The 17,477-nt window shown below is 48.8% G+C and carries 19 protein-coding genes; 9 read left to right on the forward strand and 10 right to left on the reverse strand.

Annotated features, from left to right (window positions below):
* Window positions 1–55 precede the first annotated feature (55 nt).
* Window positions 56–1,366, forward strand: coding sequence for a DUF58 domain-containing protein (locus ACKFKH_RS06300; RefSeq protein WP_446857398.1), 1,311 nt, complete (start codon window positions 56–58; stop codon window positions 1,364–1,366).
* A gap of 27 nt (window positions 1,367–1,393) precedes the next feature.
* Here ACKFKH_RS06300 and ACKFKH_RS06305 read toward each other — a convergent pair whose 3' ends face one another.
* Both ACKFKH_RS06305 and ACKFKH_RS06310 read right to left on the reverse strand, forming a co-directional pair.
* Window positions 1,394–1,963, reverse strand: a complete 570-nt coding sequence (locus ACKFKH_RS06305; RefSeq protein ID WP_446857399.1) for a Uma2 family endonuclease — start codon at window positions 1,961–1,963, stop codon at window positions 1,394–1,396.
* Between the two features lie 19 nt (window positions 1,964–1,982).
* Complete coding sequence (locus tag ACKFKH_RS06310; RefSeq protein WP_446857400.1) at window positions 1,983–2,984, reverse strand: stage II sporulation protein M; 1,002 nt, start codon at window positions 2,982–2,984, stop codon at window positions 1,983–1,985.
* Window positions 2,985–3,162: 178 nt separating this feature from the next.
* Between ACKFKH_RS06310 and ACKFKH_RS06315 the strand changes: the two genes are divergently transcribed.
* The 4 genes from ACKFKH_RS06315 to ACKFKH_RS06330 all read left to right on the forward strand — a co-directional run bounded on the left by ACKFKH_RS06315 (window position 3,163) and on the right by ACKFKH_RS06330 (window position 6,405).
* Window positions 3,163–3,969 carry a hypothetical protein gene (locus ACKFKH_RS06315; RefSeq protein WP_446857401.1) on the forward strand — a complete coding sequence of 269 codons (807 nt, stop codon included), beginning with the start codon at window positions 3,163–3,165 and terminating at the stop codon, window positions 3,967–3,969.
* A gap of 7 nt (window positions 3,970–3,976) precedes the next feature.
* Entirely contained in the window at window positions 3,977–4,753 is a 777-nt protein-coding gene (locus ACKFKH_RS06320) for an RDD family protein (RefSeq protein ID WP_446857402.1), read from the forward strand.
* A 55-nt stretch (window positions 4,754–4,808) separates the two neighbouring features.
* Window positions 4,809–5,393 carry an LOG family protein gene (locus ACKFKH_RS06325; RefSeq protein ID WP_446857403.1) on the forward strand — a complete coding sequence of 195 codons (585 nt, stop codon included), beginning with the start codon at window positions 4,809–4,811 and terminating at the stop codon, window positions 5,391–5,393.
* A gap of 103 nt (window positions 5,394–5,496) precedes the next feature.
* A complete protein-coding gene (locus ACKFKH_RS06330) occupies window positions 5,497–6,405 on the forward strand; it encodes a class I SAM-dependent methyltransferase (RefSeq protein ID WP_446857404.1) in 909 nt (302 codons plus the stop codon).
* A gap of 244 nt (window positions 6,406–6,649) precedes the next feature.
* On the opposite strand, the gene ACKFKH_RS06335 is transcribed toward ACKFKH_RS06330, so the two are convergent.
* Window positions 6,650–7,102 (reverse strand): hypothetical protein, encoded by a 453-nt coding sequence (locus tag ACKFKH_RS06335; protein WP_446857405.1) that lies wholly within the window; start codon window positions 7,100–7,102, stop codon window positions 6,650–6,652.
* Window positions 7,103–7,246: 144 nt separating this feature from the next.
* Between ACKFKH_RS06335 and ACKFKH_RS06340 the strand changes: the two genes are divergently transcribed.
* The 3 genes from ACKFKH_RS06340 (at window position 7,247) to ACKFKH_RS06350 (ending at window position 10,357) form a co-directional block, all read left to right on the forward strand.
* Window positions 7,247–7,678 (forward strand): hypothetical protein, encoded by a 432-nt coding sequence (locus tag ACKFKH_RS06340; protein WP_446857406.1) that lies wholly within the window; start codon window positions 7,247–7,249, stop codon window positions 7,676–7,678.
* A 54-nt stretch (window positions 7,679–7,732) separates the two neighbouring features.
* Window positions 7,733–9,088: an S-layer homology domain-containing protein gene (locus tag ACKFKH_RS06345; RefSeq protein ID WP_446857407.1), complete on the forward strand. Its 1,356-nt coding sequence runs from the start codon at window positions 7,733–7,735 to the stop codon at window positions 9,086–9,088.
* A 120-nt stretch (window positions 9,089–9,208) separates the two neighbouring features.
* Window positions 9,209–10,357, forward strand: a complete 1,149-nt coding sequence (locus ACKFKH_RS06350) for a glycosyltransferase (RefSeq protein ID WP_446857408.1) — start codon at window positions 9,209–9,211, stop codon at window positions 10,355–10,357.
* Here the strand turns inward: ACKFKH_RS06350 and ACKFKH_RS06355 are convergent.
* The 7 genes from ACKFKH_RS06355 to ACKFKH_RS06385 form a co-directional block, all read right to left on the reverse strand.
* The gene (locus ACKFKH_RS06355) at window positions 10,354–11,271 is read right to left on the reverse strand and encodes an NAD(+) kinase (protein ID WP_446857409.1); all 918 of its coding nucleotides are present in this window, start codon (window positions 11,269–11,271) and stop codon (window positions 10,354–10,356) included. The genes ACKFKH_RS06350 and ACKFKH_RS06355 overlap by 4 nt on opposite strands.
* A gap of 90 nt (window positions 11,272–11,361) precedes the next feature.
* Window positions 11,362–12,153, reverse strand: a complete 792-nt coding sequence (locus tag ACKFKH_RS06360) for an Rpn family recombination-promoting nuclease/putative transposase (protein WP_446857410.1) — start codon at window positions 12,151–12,153, stop codon at window positions 11,362–11,364.
* Between the two features lie 102 nt (window positions 12,154–12,255).
* Window positions 12,256–12,561, reverse strand: coding sequence for an NADH-quinone oxidoreductase subunit NuoK (gene nuoK / locus ACKFKH_RS06365; protein ID WP_446857411.1), 306 nt, complete (start codon window positions 12,559–12,561; stop codon window positions 12,256–12,258).
* Between the two features lie 11 nt (window positions 12,562–12,572).
* Window positions 12,573–13,187: an NADH-quinone oxidoreductase subunit J gene (locus ACKFKH_RS06370; protein WP_446857412.1), complete on the reverse strand. Its 615-nt coding sequence runs from the start codon at window positions 13,185–13,187 to the stop codon at window positions 12,573–12,575.
* Between the two features lie 56 nt (window positions 13,188–13,243).
* Entirely contained in the window at window positions 13,244–13,825 is a 582-nt protein-coding gene (gene ndhI, locus ACKFKH_RS06375; RefSeq protein ID WP_446857413.1) for an NAD(P)H-quinone oxidoreductase subunit I, read from the reverse strand.
* Between the two features lie 138 nt (window positions 13,826–13,963).
* Window positions 13,964–15,082: an NADH-quinone oxidoreductase subunit NuoH gene (nuoH, locus tag ACKFKH_RS06380; protein WP_446857414.1), complete on the reverse strand. Its 1,119-nt coding sequence runs from the start codon at window positions 15,080–15,082 to the stop codon at window positions 13,964–13,966.
* A gap of 461 nt (window positions 15,083–15,543) precedes the next feature.
* Window positions 15,544–16,680 carry a citrate synthase gene (locus ACKFKH_RS06385; RefSeq protein WP_446857415.1) on the reverse strand — a complete coding sequence of 379 codons (1,137 nt, stop codon included), beginning with the start codon at window positions 16,678–16,680 and terminating at the stop codon, window positions 15,544–15,546.
* 342 nt (window positions 16,681–17,022) lie between these two features.
* Between ACKFKH_RS06385 and ACKFKH_RS06390 the strand changes: the two genes are divergently transcribed.
* The gene (locus ACKFKH_RS06390; RefSeq protein ID WP_446857416.1) at window positions 17,023–17,373 is read left to right on the forward strand and encodes a hypothetical protein; all 351 of its coding nucleotides are present in this window, start codon (window positions 17,023–17,025) and stop codon (window positions 17,371–17,373) included.
* Window positions 17,374–17,477 lie beyond the last annotated feature (104 nt).

A 17,477-nucleotide genomic window follows, 5' to 3' on the forward strand; every position in this document is an offset into this window, starting at 1 on the left:
TCGGCTGAAACGCAGAATCAACTTCATCCCTCATCCCTCATCCCTCATCCCTCCCATGATTCCTTCTCGTCGCACCTATGGGCTACTGCTGTTGGGAATGGCTATCGCGGCTCTCATTTCCCTAATTTGGGCTGAAAATCGTCTAAGCGCATCCCTTCTAACTCTTTTGATTTGGGATGGAATTGTGTTGGGGTTGGCGATCGTTGATAGTCGTCGGGTCGAAAAAGTCAGGGTGGAGCGATCGTCGTTGTCGCGGTTGTCGATCGGTCGAGATAACCTGGTGAGTCTGTCGGTCGAAGCTGGGAAGCAACCTGCTGAAATTCAAATTCATGATGCGTATCCCTTAGATTTTGGCGTGTCGGTCATGCCGCTGGCGGCAAAGTTACCGAGCAATAGTCGTCAAGAATTGATTTATACGGTGCATCCTACCAGTCGCGGGGAACATCAATGGCGGGGGATTCAGGTGAGGCAGTTGAGTCCGTGGGGGTTGGCGTGGCGAGATTGGAAGATTTCTCAAAATCAGACTGTGGCGGTGTATCCCGATTTGATTGGACTGCGATCGCTCTCGATTCGGTTGACTTTGCAGTCTTCTGGAGCGATGAAACGGGCAAAACGATTGGGTATCGGCACCGAGTTTTCAGAACTGCGTGAATATGGCGTGGGTGACGATCCCCGATTCATCGACTGGAAGGCGACTGCTCGACGAGGCCAGCCTTTGGTGCGCGTGTTGGAGCCAGAGCAAGAACAAACGCTGATTATCTTACTCGATCGCGGTCGCTTGATGACGGCCAACGTGAAGGGACTTTCTCGCTTTGACTGGGGGCTAAATGCGACACTCTCTCTGGCTTTGGCGGGTTTGAATCGAGGCGATCGCGTGGGAGTGGGGGTGTTCGATCGTCAGATTCACACCTGGATTCCACCAGAACGCGGTCAGTCTCATTTGACGCATTTAATTGAGCGATTAACACCTATTCAGCCTGAGATTTTGGAACCCGATTATTTGGGAGCAGTGACAACGCTGGTTAATCAACAGTCTCGTCGCGCTCTGGTGGTGCTAATTACTGACATTGTAGACACCACCGCTTCGGCAGAATTGTTAGCGGCAATGGGTCGATTAACGCCTCGTTATTTGCCGTTTTGTGTGACGCTTCGAGATCCGCAAGTTGACCTTCAAGCTCATACGATTACTGAAAATATTCAGTCTACTTATGCGCGGGCAGTGGCGTTAGATTTGTTGGTTCAGCGTCAAGTTGCGTTTGCAGAATTAAAGCAAAAAGGGGTGTTGGTTTTGGATGCGCCCGCCAATCAAATTACAGAACAACTCGTCGATCGCTATCTACAACTCAAAGCCAAAAATCAACTTTGAAAACTCGATTCGGTTTCTCCAACCGCATCAAAATCTGACTTCATCGTAAAGATCTTTGATAGCAATCTGAAACTCAAAAGAAGTGAAGGATAGAACAAAATTCGGATCTTCATATTCAGAGAGTAGCCATTGATTTGCGTTAGTTTTTGAATAATGCTCGACGTGAATACTGTATTGGTCAATCAGCAAATATTCTTGAAAGCTGGGAATTGTCCGATAAGCAGAAAACTTCTCGCCATGATCATAATCTCTGGCTGATTTAGAGAGAACTTCTGCAATGGCGATCGGGTTAACGATCGTATCTTTTCTTCCTTCTTGTAACTGAAATTCTCGCGGCGTAATCATTACATCAGGATAAGTATAAGTTCTCTTTTGAGGTATCCAAAGACGCTGATCAGTGACAAAAGCTCTGAACGTTTGGCGTTTCAGGGCAAAGTTGAGATGAGCGTAGAGATTGCCAGTAATTTGATTGTGTGTAGGAGTACCTCCTGTCATGGTAATTATTTCACCATTAATGTATTCGTTACGAATTTCAGAGGAAATTTCGAGTTCTAAATATTCTTGGGGGGTGTAGTAGCGGCGTTCTGTGGCTTGCATGACAATCACTTTCAATACTTTAGGTTTTAGGATGATTCAGAAGTTCGGTACTTTGTTGATTCGTTGAATGCTTTAGGTTGAAATAACTGATTAGCAAGACAAACAAGACGATTCCGGTGATGTATTTGAGAAGATCAGGAATCGCAGGATTGGGAGAAAAGAAGCCTTCGATCGCTCCCGCAATCACCAGCATGGGCACCAGTCCACAAACCAACTGAGCCGCTTGTAATCCATAAAACTTTAGTGCATCGGCTCGACGAAACTTTCCCGGTAATAAGATTCCTCGTGCAATCAATAACCCTGCTCCTCCGGCTAAAAAGATTGCGGGAAGTTCTAAAGAGCCGTGGGGAAATACAAATGCCCAAAATGGAAAAGCTAAATCGTTTTGACCCACTAAAGTCCCGATCGTTCCGATCATCAACCCGTTAAAAAATAGCAGCAAAACGGTGATGATTCCTAACGTCATACCGCCTGCGATCGCTCTAAACGAAACCATAATATTGTTGATCATGATTTGACTCGAAGCGGTCGGTTCCGTTCCCAAAATCGAACCCATCCACAGCTTGCGATCGTCGCGCACCATTCGCAGCATTTCATCGGGCACAAAGAGCGACATAAAAGCCGAATCACGCCACGCAAACCACCAGCCAATCAAGCCACCTAAGATGAATAAAGCGGTGGCGATCGCAATACAAACCCAGGTTTCTTGCACCACAGCCGGGAAGCCCCAGCGATAAAAGTCGAGAATTGCCTTCCACTCTTGACGGCGTGACCCCTGATAAATTTGACTGTAGCCACGAGAGGCTAACTGCTGTAAATCATGAACCAACGTATTTCCAACTACGGCTTGATTGGTTCTGGCGCGGGCCAAATCAGCCGAAACCGATCGATATAAGCTGGCCAACTGTTTGATCTCATTGGTCTGGAGCGATCGCAATCCTCGCTTTTCGACTCGTGTGAGCAGCGCATCCAACAATTTCCAATTCGGTTCTCGTCGTGCAATCCAACGTTTGACATTCATTTTGAACAATCTTAAATTTTCCGGAAACTAACTGTTAGGTCGCTTAAGATAGCGTCAACTCTATCGTTGTTAGAGTTTAGACCGCAAACTTTGCAGCACCTCAGCCTCTAGAAGGGCTTAGACAGTTTCAAGTCTATTGCCACACCTCATTCGCCTCCTCAATCAATAACCCAATCTTATGTCAAACGTCAGTCCCGCCAGTCCCCTCGGCCCGCTTAGTGTCGGTAACGTTGTCAGCACTGGAATCCGAATTTATCGCTCCCATTTCAAACAGTACCTTATTCTTTCTTTGATCACCTACCTGTGGATTTTTGTTCCAGTTTTTGGATGGGCCAAGATGGCTGCCATTTCTGGCTTAATTTCGAGACACGCCTACGCAGAATTGATCAACCAGCCAGAAAGCATCAGAGACGCTCGACGCTTTACCAATAGCCGAATCTGGCGTTTCTTTGTAGCATCAATTTTACTAGGCTTGATTTTTATTGGCTTGTATATTGGAATCGTGATCGTTCTCGCTCTTGTGTTTGGTCTAAGTGCTTTGGTGGGCCCGATCGGTGTTTTATTCGGTATCGTTGGCACCATTGCTGCGTTAATTGTTTTGATCCGAATCTATTCTCGATGGTTTGTTTATGATGTGGCGATCGCCGTTGAGGAAAATATTGATGCAACGACTTCTCTTAGCCGCAGTTGGGACTTAACTGAAGGGGCTGTAGGTCGTATTCAGTGGGTTGTGTTCGTCGCATTTCTGGTTAGCTTGGTGGTACAAATTCCGACGCAGGTTTTGAGTACAGTTTTACAGATCTTTATCCCCAGCGATCCAAGTTCAGTGCCCGTGCTAGCGGTGTTTGTGGGTCTGGCGGTTCTTGTGGTTCTAATTGTCAGTTCTGCGCTGGTGATGCCCTTTTGGCAGGTGATCAAAGCCGTGATTTATTATGATCTTCGTGCTCGTCGTGAAGGGTTAGGATTGCAGTTACGCGATCGTTAAACAATTTATGCGTTTCTTCAATCAAGTCAAAGTTCAGACACCCGAAAGTGTCGAGTTAGAGTTTACGCTGGCAGGCATTGGCAATCGAACGCTGGCACTGTTTATCGACTACATCGTTTGGATTGTTGTCCTGCTGGCGTTTGCGCTCATATGGATGATTGTTTATTGGCAGTTGTCCGACTACATCAATTCCAGGAATCTGAACCTGTGGATGCAGGCGATCGGAATGCTGGTCGGCTTCAGCCTTTACATTGGCTATTTTGTATTTTTTGAGACACTGTGGCGCGGACAAACGATCGGAAAGCGCTTCGCCAAAATCCGCGTGATTCGAGATGATGGGCAACCTGCGGGTTTGTCTCAGGCGATTCTCAGAGCGTTGCTACGACCAATTGATGATGTCTTGTTTGTCGGCGTTTTGTTCATTATCCTGGGTAAGCGAGAAAAGCGAGTGGGGGATTGGGCAGCGGGAACGATCGTCGTTCAAAATGAGCGCCCTGTCGTCTCTGCAACGTTTCAGCTATCCACAGATGCACAATCTCTGGCGAATGAATTGTTAAATACGGCTGAGATTGGGAAGTTATTACCCGATGATTTTGCTGTGATTCGGGAGTATTTGCAGCGCAGAACGCTAATGGAATCAAAAGCGCGATCGGACTTGAGTATACAGTTGGCTCGTCAAGCTAGACAGCTAATCGGAATGCAAGAATTACCCTTTCAAATGACTGCCGATCTATTTTTAGAAGCCGTTTATCTCGCTTACCAACAGCAATCTAATCAGTTTTAATACCATCCATAGAATTTGTGATAGCCTTCTACGAAACGCCAGAGGAAAGCTGATCGTGAAGGCTATTTGTGTATTTTGCGGCTCCAGCATGGGGGCGAACCCCGCCTATCAACTTGCTGCACAACAACTGGGTGAAACTTTAGCAACAAAAGGTTTAACGCTCGTGTATGGCGGCGGAAACGTTGGGCTGATGGGCGTTGTAGCAGATGCAACTCTGGCAGCGGGAGGGCAGGTGATTGGAGTCATTCCTAAATTCTTAGTGGACAAAGAACTGGCTCATCAGAAGTTGACGGCGCTGCATGTGGTGAACTCAATGCACGATCGCAAAGCCCTGATGGCCCGCCTATCTGACGGATTCATCGCGCTGCCCGGTGGATATGGCACTCTGGAAGAATTCTGCGAAGTGCTGACCTGGGCGCAGTTGGGCCTCCATCAAAAGCCACATGGACTGCTAAATATCGAAGGCTATTACGATGCGTTGCTGACCTTCTTTGATCACGCCGTTAATGAGAAACTGGTGCGCTCTGTGCATCGATCGCTCGTTCTAGAATCCTCTGACCCCCAATCTTTATTAACGCTAATGGAAACCTACAAACCCCAAAGTGTAGCCAAATGGATTACACAAGATACTGGATCTTAAATAGCACACTCATTACTAGATAGAATGCTTTTATAAAACCCGAAAATCTATATTGAGATAGATGAGTTGATGAGATTAAAACGCTAAAAGAATCAAGATGTTTATGGCGATCGCAATGCGAAAGAAGCTGGCGTTAGGCGTATTTGTGGCGCTTTCCTTACTTACGACCCCACTTATTCACGCTCAGACGACTCCGACACCCGTCCCCATTAAACCGGATGTGCCCTACGTTCCGACTCCCGAATCGGTGGTGATGGAGATGCTAAAAATCGGAAATGTCACCGCTAATGATGTTGTGTATGACCTCGGATCAGGAGATGGCAGATTGGTGATTACGGCCGTGCAGAAATTTGGAGCGAAACGCGGCGTTGGAGTTGAGATCAATCCAGGATTAGTCAACAAAAGTAATGAGAATGCAAAACAGGCAGGGGTGAGCGATCGCGTTCAGTTTCTTCAGCAAGATCTATTCAAAACCAACTTTCAAGAAGCCTCTGTCGTCACGCTCTATCTGTTGCCCAAAATTAACTTAGAACTGCGGCCCAAACTTCTGAGCGAACTCAAACCCGGCACTCGCGTTGTCTCTCACGCTTTTGGCATGGGCGATTGGCGACCCGATCGTACTATTCTCGTCCAGGATGTCGGGCGACCGCGCACAATTTTTCTTTGGGTAATTCCAGCAACCGTTTCGGGCACCTGGCAGGGCAGCGTTTCTACTCAATCGGGGTCGCCACAAACCTATCGAGTACAGGTCGATCAGACGTTTCAAAACGTGCGGGCGACGGTTGATTTTGGGGGACAACGCATCAGCATTCCGCGAGTATTGGTGAATGGCGATCGCATTAGTTTTGAGCAGCGTCAATCAATCAACGGACAAGACGTTAACATTCGATTCAACGGCCAGGTGAATGCAGACATGCTGAAAGGAGTTGCGGAAGTGAGAACGGGAAGAGCGATCGCAAATTACAATCTCACGGCCCAGCGCCAACCCGTCTCTAAACTTCCAAACAGATAAAAGTTTAATCAGTAACAGATTAGAATGAACATTACCAGTGAACTGATCAACCAATCACATTGATAATCACTACTCACCTGTCGCTAATTCGCTAAGGATCGTGAATTAAACAAACGTGAATTAATTAAACAAAACCGTTATCTGTAGGGGTTGAGCCAAAATGCACGACCAACGGTTGAAATGAGAGGGATTTTGTGAAATGAGAGATTTTGAGAGTCGCCTGGTTTTGTTAGCTTTGAGCAGACTACTGTTCCCATTGATCAGGCAGCGTTTTGCCCTGTTTACGCAGTTCTGAATCTCGGTAGAGCCAGTAGAGAATTTGTTCGGAGCGATCGCGCTGTTCTGCTAATTCGTTCAGACGTTGGCTAAACGCCTCGTGCGCTTCAGGGGCGGTTTCTTGAAATGCCTGCTCAAATTGGGCCCGATGTTTTTCTTGAATCATCCGAAACAAAAAGGCATGTTCGTCTTTGTCAGGATCTTCAACCATCCAGCAGTGGTCAATAAGATGCAAAATTTCGTCTCTAGACAGGGGCGGTTTCATGGCGCTTTGAATACAAGATGACGTAAAGGCGGGTAGTCTGCCTTCTTTTAGCGTATCAATTTGGGGCACCCTGATTGTGATTTGAGTTGCAGTTAGACGAGAAAAGTTTTGAGGTTTGGACGACTCTTGGTTGTCTTGGCGTGGATTCTCGATCACTCTGCTGCTTGTGTTTACAATTCTCTATATAAGTAGTGATTTTTTTTAATATTTAGAATTGCAAAATATCAAAAAAATAGGTGTCATCATTCGTTAGTTTGAGATTTAGAGAGAACAAATTTTTACCTCAGATCCGAGACAGAAATGAGAATTTGCCTTGAGCGTAAGTTGACTACTTGCCCCGATCAATTAGTTTGCACCGTTTGCCGAGAACCCTTCTTTACAGGCAAAATTCGCACTCTTTTATATAGCGATCGCCGTCTCCTACAAGGAGATATCTGTTCGGTTTGTCTAAAACTCAGTGCAACGGGTATTCGCAAAAAAATGCGAGAACAAGCTAATCTGTTGATGCAACAACCCGCCGCTTGTTTTGTGCAAACCATTCCCTGTCACGATCGTGCGATCGAACTGCTTGAAGCGTCTCAAGAAACCATCAAATTTCCTAACCTTTTGCAATGGTGGCTCAAAAAGCTAGAAATTCTCTCCGAAGAATCTCAAGAACTCGAAGCCGCTCGCTTGAGAGCCAAACGGCGATCGCTTCTCCAAAAGATGCTTGACGACAATCAGCAGACCTGAGAGTAAGAAGGGATGAGGGATGAGGGATGAGGGATGAGGGATGAGGGATGAGGGATGGCTAGAATAGAGGAAGTTGTTGGTCATCCGATCGTGCTGTCTCCTAAACGTCTGACTGCTCTGAGTGTTGCTGCCTTTTTACTGCTCCCTTTGGCGAGTTGTACCAGTCCAGTAAGCAAATCCCTTCAGGATGCGTTGGCGGCTGACCCACGACTCAGAGATAATCCCTCAGTGTTTGGCTCTCCTCAAGCGACACCCAGCCCGATCGCTCAAACTGATCAAGCCCAACTCCCGGCTGATTTTCCGACTGAGATTCCGCTTTATCCCAATCGCGCCTTACTCGAAGTCAGCCAGCCTGAACAGGGATTTTTAACTCGTTGGAGCAGTCCTGATAGTAGCGATCGCGTCGTCGAGTTCTATCGGCAAGAACTGCAAAAAAATGGTTGGAAACTGGACGGACAGTCGATCGACAAAAACCAAGGCACTTTTGAGGCGAGTCGAGACGGTCTACAAGTGGCGGTAAATGTGCGATCAGGGGAGTTTGAAATTCGCGTCGATCGTCCTTCTACAACGGCTTCTGCTCCTCAGTCTGGGGCTTCTCCGTCCGCTGCTCCCAGTCCGGGCAGTCCTGAGTTTGTTGGCCCGATTCCTTCAGCGGTGCCAGACAATTCACCTGCCGCCACATCTTCACCTGCCGCCGCCACATCTGGAGACTTTACCGACCTCAACAAAGCGCCCAAAGAGCTTCAGAAATACGTTCAAGACTTGATCCAGTTGGGCGTTTTAGACTTATCAGCCAACAAATCTGCTTCCAAAGATCAAGGCTTATTTGAACCCAATAAGGTGATTACGCGCCGCGAGTATGCCCGTTGGCTCGTGACAGCCAATAACCGCATTTACGCCAGCCGACCTGCTCGACAAATTCGGTTAGCCGTCGATACGTCTCAGCCTGCCTTTCAAGATGTGGGTCGCAGCGATGCTGACTTTGCCACGATTCAGGGACTTGCTGAGGCTGGGCTGATTCCCAGTTCGCTTTCTGGAGACAGCACAACAGTTTTGTTTCGCCCCAATGCGCCGCTGACCCGCGAAGAAATGATTCTCTGGAAGATGCCCGTTGATATGCGTCAAGCTTTGCCCACGGCGACGATCGAATCCGTCAAACAAACCTGGGGCTTTCAAGATGCCGCCCGCATTGACTCTAGGGCGCTCAGAGCCGTACTCGCCGACTTTCAGAATGGAGACCAATCCAATTTGCGGCGGGCGTTTGGCTATACGACTTTGTTTCAACCCAAGCGATCGGTGACTCGTGCGGAAGCGGCATCTGTACTGTGGCATTTCGGGTTTCAGGGCGACGGCATTTCGGCTCAAGAGGCTCTAAAAGGCACGCCCCAATCGACAAACGCTAAACCCTGAGCAATTTTGTGAACCGTCTGCAAAACTTAAAACCATTGTTCAGGAACTGAACGCCCAAAGTGGGTAGTCTGAATCGAGTGGAGTGCATCGCTCCCAAAGATTATACAAATTGGATATGAAATGCAAAACGTCGATCGTATTGCTCTATTGTGCGCTGGCAATCCTGTAGGCGGAGACACTAAAGTTGTTCTCAATCTACTCAAAGGTCTGGCCGAGCGAAACCTTTTTGTGGATTTAGTGCTCGCTTCTGCGGCCGAGCTTGTGGTCGAAAATCTGCCGCCACAGGTGCGCGTCATCGATCTTCAGGTTGTGGCACCGCCTAGAGCCTTGGGCGCTTTTAAGCTGTTGTTGCCGCTAAGTCGCTACCTTCGTCAAGAAAAGCCCAAAGTATTGATCGCCAATCTTAGCTATACCAATGCGATTCCTGTGTTAGCAAAACTGCTGGCGCGCGCTGAGATTCGTCTCATTTTGGTGGAGCATCTAGCCCTGTCCAAAAATCAGAACCGACTCGACGAGCGACGCAGCCAGTTTGTCCCGTTGTTGATGCGATCGCTCTATCCCATGTCCGATGCCGTAGTGGCCGTTTCTCATGGACTGGCCGAGCAGCTACAAGCCGATTTAAAGTTGAGAGCCGGGTTACTCAAAGTGATTCGTAATCCGATCGTCGGTCAAACCCTATACGAAAAAGCACAGGAACCTGTCGATCATCCCTGGTTACAGCCTGGACAACCTCCGGTCTTCTTAGGTGTGGGACGACTGGACGCGCAAAAAGACTTTGAGACGTTGATTCGGGCTTTCTCGTGGGTGAAACGCGATCGCCCCGCTCGTCTGATTATTTTGGGTAAAGGCGGACTGAGGGCACCGTTAGCAGCGCTGATTAAACAGTTGGGACTGGAGGCAGACGTTGACTTACCGGGTTTTGAGGCGAATCCCTACAAGTACATGAGTCGGAGCAGTGTGTTTGTGCTGTCGTCTCGCTGGGAAGCGCTGCCCACAGTCTTAATTGAGGCGATGGCCTGTGGCTGTCAGGTGGTTGCAACTAATTGCCCCTATGGCCCCGATGAAATTTTGGCAGGTGGAAGGTTTGGTCAACTGGTGCCGATTGAGAATCCAACAGCCCTGGCAGACGCGATGAAACAAGCGATCGATGCCCCCATCTGCGTCGAGTCGATTCAGAACCAGGCGGCGGAATTTAGCTGCGATCGAGCCGTTTCTCAATACCTGGATCTGATTGAGCAGTCCAAACAACATTGGCTCAAACCTGCTTAATTGCGATGATTGTTGCTGTATCGAATTCTCGCCCCTGCCCATTGCAGCTTTTCTCTCAGCGTCTCAAAGTAAGAGTAGTTTTCTCGCAAAATAATAAACTGAGCATCACAATCAGCCATCCGAATGTCAACCCGCTGACCCGGCCAAATTGTCGTGGCCAAAACGCCGTCCATCCACAGCTTAGTCGTCAAGTCTCGATCAACCAGCGGCCAGATACTCACGACAGACCCCGGAGGCAAAATAATCGGCCGACTCGACAAACTGAGCGGGCAGATGGGCGTGACGGCGATCGCATCCATGCCAGGATGAATAATCGGCCCATTCGCCGCCACTGTGTAGCAGGTTGAACCCGTCGGTGTCGCCACAATCAGCCCATCGCCCTGATATTGATCGACCACTTCGCCATCAATTTCCATTTCCAAAATCGAGGTGATCATGCGATCGGCAGAAGCAGGCTTGACGCACATCTCATTTAAGGCGAGAAAGCGATCGCTCATCGGCTCCAAATTGGTGCGATTGCCCTCAAAAATCATCGCTTGCAGCATCATCCGCCGCTGGACGGCAAAGCGATCGTCTCGCAACCGATCCCACACGGTCTCTGTGTCAAAATCTTCTGACGACTCCGTGAGAAACCCCAAATGTCCGCCGACATTCACCGCCAAAATTGGAATTTTATCCGCCGCTAAATTTCTTGCCGCAGATAGAGCAGTCCCGTCGCCACCCAACACGATCGCCAGGTCGATCGGCGGCTGCACCGATGCCAAAAACACGGGATAAGGATTGTCATTGGCTCCACTTGGCCCCAACAAAACCTGACAATCAAGCTTCTCTAATTGACGAGCGCACTTCTCAGCCCAGCTACGACTCAGAGGATCGCCTGCTTTATGAATGATGATGACCTGCTTTAGCTGCACAGTACTTTAGCTGAGTGTGATCGTTAAACTCTACCCTGTGGTCGTCCGGTCTTCAAAGTCTACCGTCCTTCTTTCTAGGACTGACAACTTTCAGGTGGATTTGGCTTGTAGCTGTCGGACTTGCTCGATCGAGAGTCCTGTAACCTTAACCACGATGTCGATCGTCATTCCCTCATTCAACAGGTTGGTCGCAACTTGCTCCAGCGCTTCTGCCTTGCCTTCTGCCTTGCCTTCTGCCTTGCCTTTTGCTTTGCCTTCTAGAAGAATGTCCTGATAAATGACTGACTCTTGCATAAGTCTTCTCCGCAAAATGGTTTGAATCAAGTCCTTCTCTAATACTAAGCCAGCCAGAATCGCAGTAGAAGCTGCTACATTGTTTTGCATTCGCTGGTCAGAAATGTTTGCAACTGCTTGAGCAACTTCCTGAAGCGTTTGTGCCCGATCGTCTGTCTGACTCAAAACCGCAAACGGCAGCAACCCTGGAGAGTGCAAAAAGACGCTGGTAGGTTGTTCCCAAAGCCGAATCACATCGAATTCGTGAGAAGTCCGTTCGAGGCTAAATCTGGTCTGCTGGACACGTTCTGATGTCGTGGGCTTGAGATAGATTACAACCTGTCGCATCTGTTTGTTGGGAAAGCGACGGTGGACGCGCAGCCGATAGTCAATCATCCGAAAGGGAATCTCAGCCTTGGGCTGGGTCTGAAATTCGGCATGAAGCACGAGGTTGTCGGACTCCAGGAGAATCAATGCGTCTGCTCGAATAGGTTCCGTCGAAAGCTCTGAGGGGCTGAGTTCTGTGAGAGAAATTGGGTCTCCCAAAAGCCAGCTTGCAAAATCGATCGGGAAGGTTTCAACCAAAAATTTGCAAATATTGTCAAACATTCATCGTCCTTTTTGTCCTTTTTAAGGATGACCCCTAAAAAGAAGGGCACAATCGCTTGCACCCTTCATTCTCAGAATTTTATTGTTTGGGCAATCCAACGCTTACCACTTGAGTAGATTGAATTGCTCCATATCCACGGTGTCGCGGTTGCGGTAGATAGCCAGGACGATCGCCAACCCAACCGCCGCTTCTGCTGCTGCGATCGTGATCACAAAAATGGTGAAAATCTGTCCCTTAATCGTGTCTGGGTCGAGGTAGTTAGAAAACGCCATCAGATTGAGATTGACTGCATTCAGCATTAGCTCGATCGACATCAAGACGCGCACCGCATTTCGACTCGTAATCAGCCCATAGATGCCAATACAGAAAAGTGCTGCTGCAATCAGCAAAAAGTATTGAAGTTGCATAGTTTTGCTTCCTACTGAATAGTGCCATCGCTGCGGCCGGTGGTCATTAACTCGCGAGGGCGTTCTGGCAAGGTGAGGGCTTCAGTGCCATCCGCATCCAGCGTTGCTTCGGGTAGAAACTCGCGACGTGCCAGCACCACTGCACCAATCAGCGCCATCAGCAACAGCACCGAAGCCAACTCAAACGGCAACAAGAAATCACTGAAGAGATGTAGAGCGATCTTGACGATCGACGCATCCCCCGCAGGCATCGCTGTCGAAATCGCCCAGGGTGTCGTGACGACCATCGTCCCCAGTAGCGCAAAAATGCCCACACAAACAACAGCCGTCGCCACCTGACGAATCCAAATTCTCGGCACCGTCACAAAGTCTTGTCGCTTGTTCACCAGCATGATGGCAAACAAAATCAGCACGTTGACCGCACCGACATAGATGAGAATCTGAGCCGCCGCCACAAAGTCAGCATTGAGCAACAGATAAAGCCCTGAGATGCTAATAAACACGCCAGCCAGCAAAAAAGCTGAATAAACCACGTTATTTAACAGCACTACGCCAAAGGCCGACCCCAGCATCATCACTGCCAGAATCCCAAAGGAAACAATTTGAACCCCTTCTGCCAAATTCACGATTTCTAACTCCTTGTTGAGCAGCAGTTGGCAACTAGCTCATCGCCAATTGCCTGCTATTTTTCTGATTCCAAGATTTCTTCTGGGGTTTTGCCCGATCGCCGCACATCAGCGGGAAGGTCGTGAGGATCAAGCACCCCTTTGGGCAAGTAAACCAGTTCGCGCAGCGGCGTGACCATTGGATCATCCGTCACCTTGTAGGGCAGACGGCCCAGTGCCACGTTGTCGTAATTGAGTTCGTGGCGATCGTAGGTCGATAGCTCATATTCCTCGGTCATCGACAAGCAGTTCGTGGGGCAATATTCGACACAGTTGCCGCAAAAAATACAGACTCCAAAATCGATGCTGTAGTGGTTGAGCTTTTTCTTCTTCGTTTCTTTGTTAAATTCCCAATCCACCACAGGCAGATTGATCGGACAAACGCGGACACAGACTTCACAAGAAATGCACTTATCAAACTCAAAGTGAATCCGCCCTCGAAACCGCTCAGAAGGAATCAACTTTTCGTAGGGATATTGCACAGTAATCGGGCGGCGGCGCATGTGATCAAAAGTGACAGATAGCCCCTGACCAATATATTTTCCCGCCTGAACCGCCTCTTTGGTATAGTCACTAACCTGTTTAAGAAACTTAAGCATGAGTGTTCTCCAGAAGGGATGAGGGATGAGGGATGAGGGATGAACCGGACACGGGGGTTAGAGAAGTGGCTGAACCTCTGAACAACCTGAAAGTCAGAACTCAGACTCAAAACTCTTTCATCCTTCATCCCTCATTTTCTAGCCTCCAAAAGCGGAGGGAAATGCCAACTTCAACCCTGCGGTGAGGAGCAGATTCACCAGGGAGACGGGCAACAAAAACTTCCAACCTAAGTCTAACAATTGGTCAATCCGTACACGCGGAACCGTCCAACGCAAGAGAACTGCCAAAAAGAGCAGAAAATAGGCTTTGAGCAAGGTGGTGACGATGCCCAGGGTGCCCGTCAAAACTTGGAGCCAGGGGGTGTTTTCGCTAACTCCGATCGCACTCGCAATCACGCTCACCGACACAGGAAATTCCCAGCCGCCGAGATAGAGAACGGCGAACAGCAAGGCAGATAGCACCAGATTGACGTAAGAAGCGATGTAGAAGAGGGCAAACTTCATGCCAGAGTATTCGGTCTGATAGCCTGCGACCAATTCTTCTTCGGCTTCTGGGAGGTCAAAGGGGATGCGTTCACATTCGGCAAGGGCGGAGATCCAAAAAATCAGAAAGCCCACGGGTTGTCGCCAGATGTTCCAGCCGAGGATGCCGTAGCCAGATTGCTGCTGCACAATATCGATCGTGCTTAGAGAGTTAGACATCATGACGATCGCCAAGACGGATAGCGCCAGGGGCAACTCATAGCTGATCGATTGGGCTGCCGCTCTCAACCCCCCCAGCAGGGAGTATTTATTGTTAGAGGCATAGCCGGACATCAGCAGACCGATCGGTGCCACGCTAGACAGGGCAATCCACAGAAAGATTCCAGTGCCCACGTCGGTCATGACGATGTTTTCGCCAAACGGGACAATCAGATACGACAAAAACACAGGCAAAACGACAATCACTGGGCCAAGGAGGAACAGCAACGAGTCAGCCTTTGCCGGGACGGTATCTTCTTTAAAGACCAGCTTTAGCCCGTCTGCAAGCGGAGCCAATATCCCTAACGGCCCGATGAATTCTGGCCCGATCCGCTGTTGTGCGGCGGCTGAGATTTTTCGTTCGAGCCAAACCATCGTGAATACACCCAGGGTGGCCACGATCAGCATGACTACCATTGGCAGAGGCATCCAAAGGGCTTTAGCAGCTCCCGGTGGAATGCCAAATCCTTTAACGGATTCAATAAAAGTTCCTTGAAGGTCAATTCCTGGGTTCATGTTTCCCAATCCGCATCAAGTCATCAAACGAGTCGTCGCCAGCCGATCCTTTCAGATGAAGATTTTTGACGACCTTAACGCCTATCAGTATATCTTTACTCTGGGAACGGAACCGGATCAAAGTCCTGAATTCCTGAGCTTTTCGCCTATCAAACTATCCAATGAGCGGGATTGACTGAAGTGAATGGTTGGGCAGCGATCTATCGACTCTGAGGAATGGAGCGAGTGAATAATCCTCAGCAGCCTCTTTGAGCTACCCACAAGCGGTCAATTTCCCGTTCTCTAGATGGAACTCCATAGAATTCCTTAGACAGCCGTATCTCTATAGACTTTCCATAAAAGAAGCCCCCAGAAGCAAGATTCCTGAGGGCTGGAGTTCCTGAAAATCGTCACGTTGTTATGTTTGCAAGGGATCGGGAATTGCACAAGAGGGGTGACACCCTTCATACCGTACTTACGGACTAGCGATCGTCAATCTCAATGTAAGGCGAGGAGTGCAATCCGGTGTAAATCTGAGTTGGCCGAAAGATGCGATTTTCGCCCAGTTGTTCGCGCCAGTGAGCCAGCCAGCCAGCCGCACGAGAAATTGCAAACACAGGCGTAAACAGGTCTGTAGGAATTCCTAACTTGCGATACACCAGTCCAGAATAAAAATCAACGTTGGGATAAATGCCTTTGTGGCCCAATTTTTCTTCGACGGCGCGTTCTAGCTCAGTGGCGATATCGTAGTATTTGTCGTGACCAAATTTCTCAAAAAGTTGTTCGGCAAGCTGCTGCAAAATGGTCGCTCTGGGATCTTTGACTTTGTAAACTCGATGCCCAAATCCCATAATTTTAGATTTGCGTTCTAGAAGGCCGTCTAAGTAGGGGCGGACGTTCTCAACGGAGCCGATTTCTTCGAGCATCTCGATCACTTCCTCAGAGGCTCCGCCATGTAGCGGGCCAGCCAGCGTACCGACTGCCGAGGCCACGACTGCATAGGGGTCAGTCAGCGTAGAAGCAGTGACCATTGCCGAAAAGGTTGAGGCGTTGATCGTGTGTTCTGCGTGAAGAATCAGTGCAACTTCAAAGATTCGCGCCGCAAAGGGGTCAGGTTCTTTCTCGTTGAGCATGTAGAGAAAGTTGGCGGCGTAACCCAGATCGTCACGAGGCTGTACTGGATCGTTGCCCTTTCGCATCAGCTGGAAGGCGGCGACCATTGTGGGAATTTTGGCCAAAAGCCGGACGACAGCCGCTCGAATGTATGTCGGATCGTCTAAAGCACGACGTGAGTAGAACAGACCCAGAGCGGCCGCACAAGCCTGAAGCGCATCCATCGGGTGGCCGCTTTCGGGGAAACATTTCATCATGTCTCGAATGCGGTATTTGAGCCGTCGATGATAGCGGATTTCGTGTTTAAACTCTTCTAGCTCGTCTTGGGTTGGCAGTTCTTTCCAGATCAAGAGATAGGCTGTTTCCAGGAAAGTGCTTTTGGCTGCAAGTTCCTGAATGGGGATGCCGCGATATTCCAGGATGCCTTTTTGCCCATCGACAAAGCTGATGCCGGATTGGGTGACTGGAACGCCCTCTAGACCTGCCCGATATTCATAGACAGTCATTAGTTCAGTTCGCCGTTTTCTTACAGTTGGTCTGAAGCTAACTTATCAGATTTGATAGAGCAGATTGTATTGTTTGGCTCAGAGTTGAATTTTTGAGGGAATTAGCGCGTACGCCCTTCTTCTTGTCGCCGCTAACACACTTCTGTCTCCAATCGACCCCATTTGATATATCAATCTGTTAATGTTTGCACTTTTTCATAAAAGATAATACTATCAGCTTATAAAGCTTTACACCTTGACTTAAGTTGCATTTACCCCACAGCCAACTGACTCCTGATATGCCTGGATACGTAACAGGCGGGAGTTGATTGGCTATTTTTGTACCCTCTCGTAAGGAGTTATATGCCCCACCGACATTCTCAACGTAAGCCTCAATCTTCAGATGTTCGCAGTCGATCGCGCCGAGAAGGCCATCACTCTCACAGCCACAACCCTCACACCAACCTGACGAAGCTAATCGAGCAAGATTCGCCGCTTCAAACCCACAGTCAATTGGTGCTGATGTATGGCCCTTTTCAAACCGAAATGTTACCCGAAGCGGGTCAGGGCGTTGCTTCCTGGATCAAAGATTGTCTTCGTAAACATGGACTGCCGAGCTTAGTGCGGTTTGACTATCGTCGTCGTGCCCAGATCTTTCGACGCGACCAGTTTCAGCCCTGGTTAGAGCCATTGATGGAACGACAGAGTTATTAGCGTTTAGCGGTTGGTTTCTAGATTGCAATCGATGCGTTTTGAGAACGGTAAGATCGAATACGACAACGATCGAGCCATTTCAGGACGATAGATTCAGAAGTACA

The sequence above is a fragment of the Phormidesmis sp. 146-20 genome, from assembly GCF_052939475.1.

Excerpts from the sequence above, each read along its gene's own strand:
- ACKFKH_RS06300 (WP_446857398.1), top strand. The coding sequence starts at position 56 with ATGATTCCTTCTCGTCGCACCTATGGGCTACTGCTGTTGGGAATGGCT.
- ACKFKH_RS06305 (WP_446857399.1), bottom strand. The coding sequence starts at position 1,963 with ATGCAAGCCACAGAACGCCGCTACTACACCCCCCAAGAATATTTAGAA.
- ACKFKH_RS06310 (WP_446857400.1), bottom strand. The coding sequence starts at position 2,984 with ATGAATGTCAAACGTTGGATTGCACGACGAGAACCGAATTGGAAATTG.
- ACKFKH_RS06315 (WP_446857401.1), top strand. The coding sequence starts at position 3,163 with ATGTCAAACGTCAGTCCCGCCAGTCCCCTCGGCCCGCTTAGTGTCGGT.
- ACKFKH_RS06320 (WP_446857402.1), top strand. The coding sequence starts at position 3,977 with ATGCGTTTCTTCAATCAAGTCAAAGTTCAGACACCCGAAAGTGTCGAG.
- ACKFKH_RS06330 (WP_446857404.1), top strand. The coding sequence starts at position 5,497 with ATGGCGATCGCAATGCGAAAGAAGCTGGCGTTAGGCGTATTTGTGGCG.
- ACKFKH_RS06340 (WP_446857406.1), top strand. The coding sequence starts at position 7,247 with ATGAGAATTTGCCTTGAGCGTAAGTTGACTACTTGCCCCGATCAATTA.
- ACKFKH_RS06345 (WP_446857407.1), top strand. The coding sequence starts at position 7,733 with ATGGCTAGAATAGAGGAAGTTGTTGGTCATCCGATCGTGCTGTCTCCT.
- ACKFKH_RS06350 (WP_446857408.1), top strand. The coding sequence starts at position 9,209 with ATGCAAAACGTCGATCGTATTGCTCTATTGTGCGCTGGCAATCCTGTA.
- ACKFKH_RS06360 (WP_446857410.1), bottom strand. The coding sequence starts at position 12,153 with ATGTTTGACAATATTTGCAAATTTTTGGTTGAAACCTTCCCGATCGAT.
- nuoK (WP_446857411.1), bottom strand. The coding sequence starts at position 12,561 with ATGCAACTTCAATACTTTTTGCTGATTGCAGCAGCACTTTTCTGTATT.
- ndhI (WP_446857413.1), bottom strand. The coding sequence starts at position 13,825 with ATGCTTAAGTTTCTTAAACAGGTTAGTGACTATACCAAAGAGGCGGTT.
- nuoH (WP_446857414.1), bottom strand. The coding sequence starts at position 15,082 with ATGAACCCAGGAATTGACCTTCAAGGAACTTTTATTGAATCCGTTAAA.
- ACKFKH_RS06385 (WP_446857415.1), bottom strand. The coding sequence starts at position 16,680 with ATGACTGTCTATGAATATCGGGCAGGTCTAGAGGGCGTTCCAGTCACC.
- ACKFKH_RS06390 (WP_446857416.1), top strand. The coding sequence starts at position 17,023 with ATGCCCCACCGACATTCTCAACGTAAGCCTCAATCTTCAGATGTTCGC.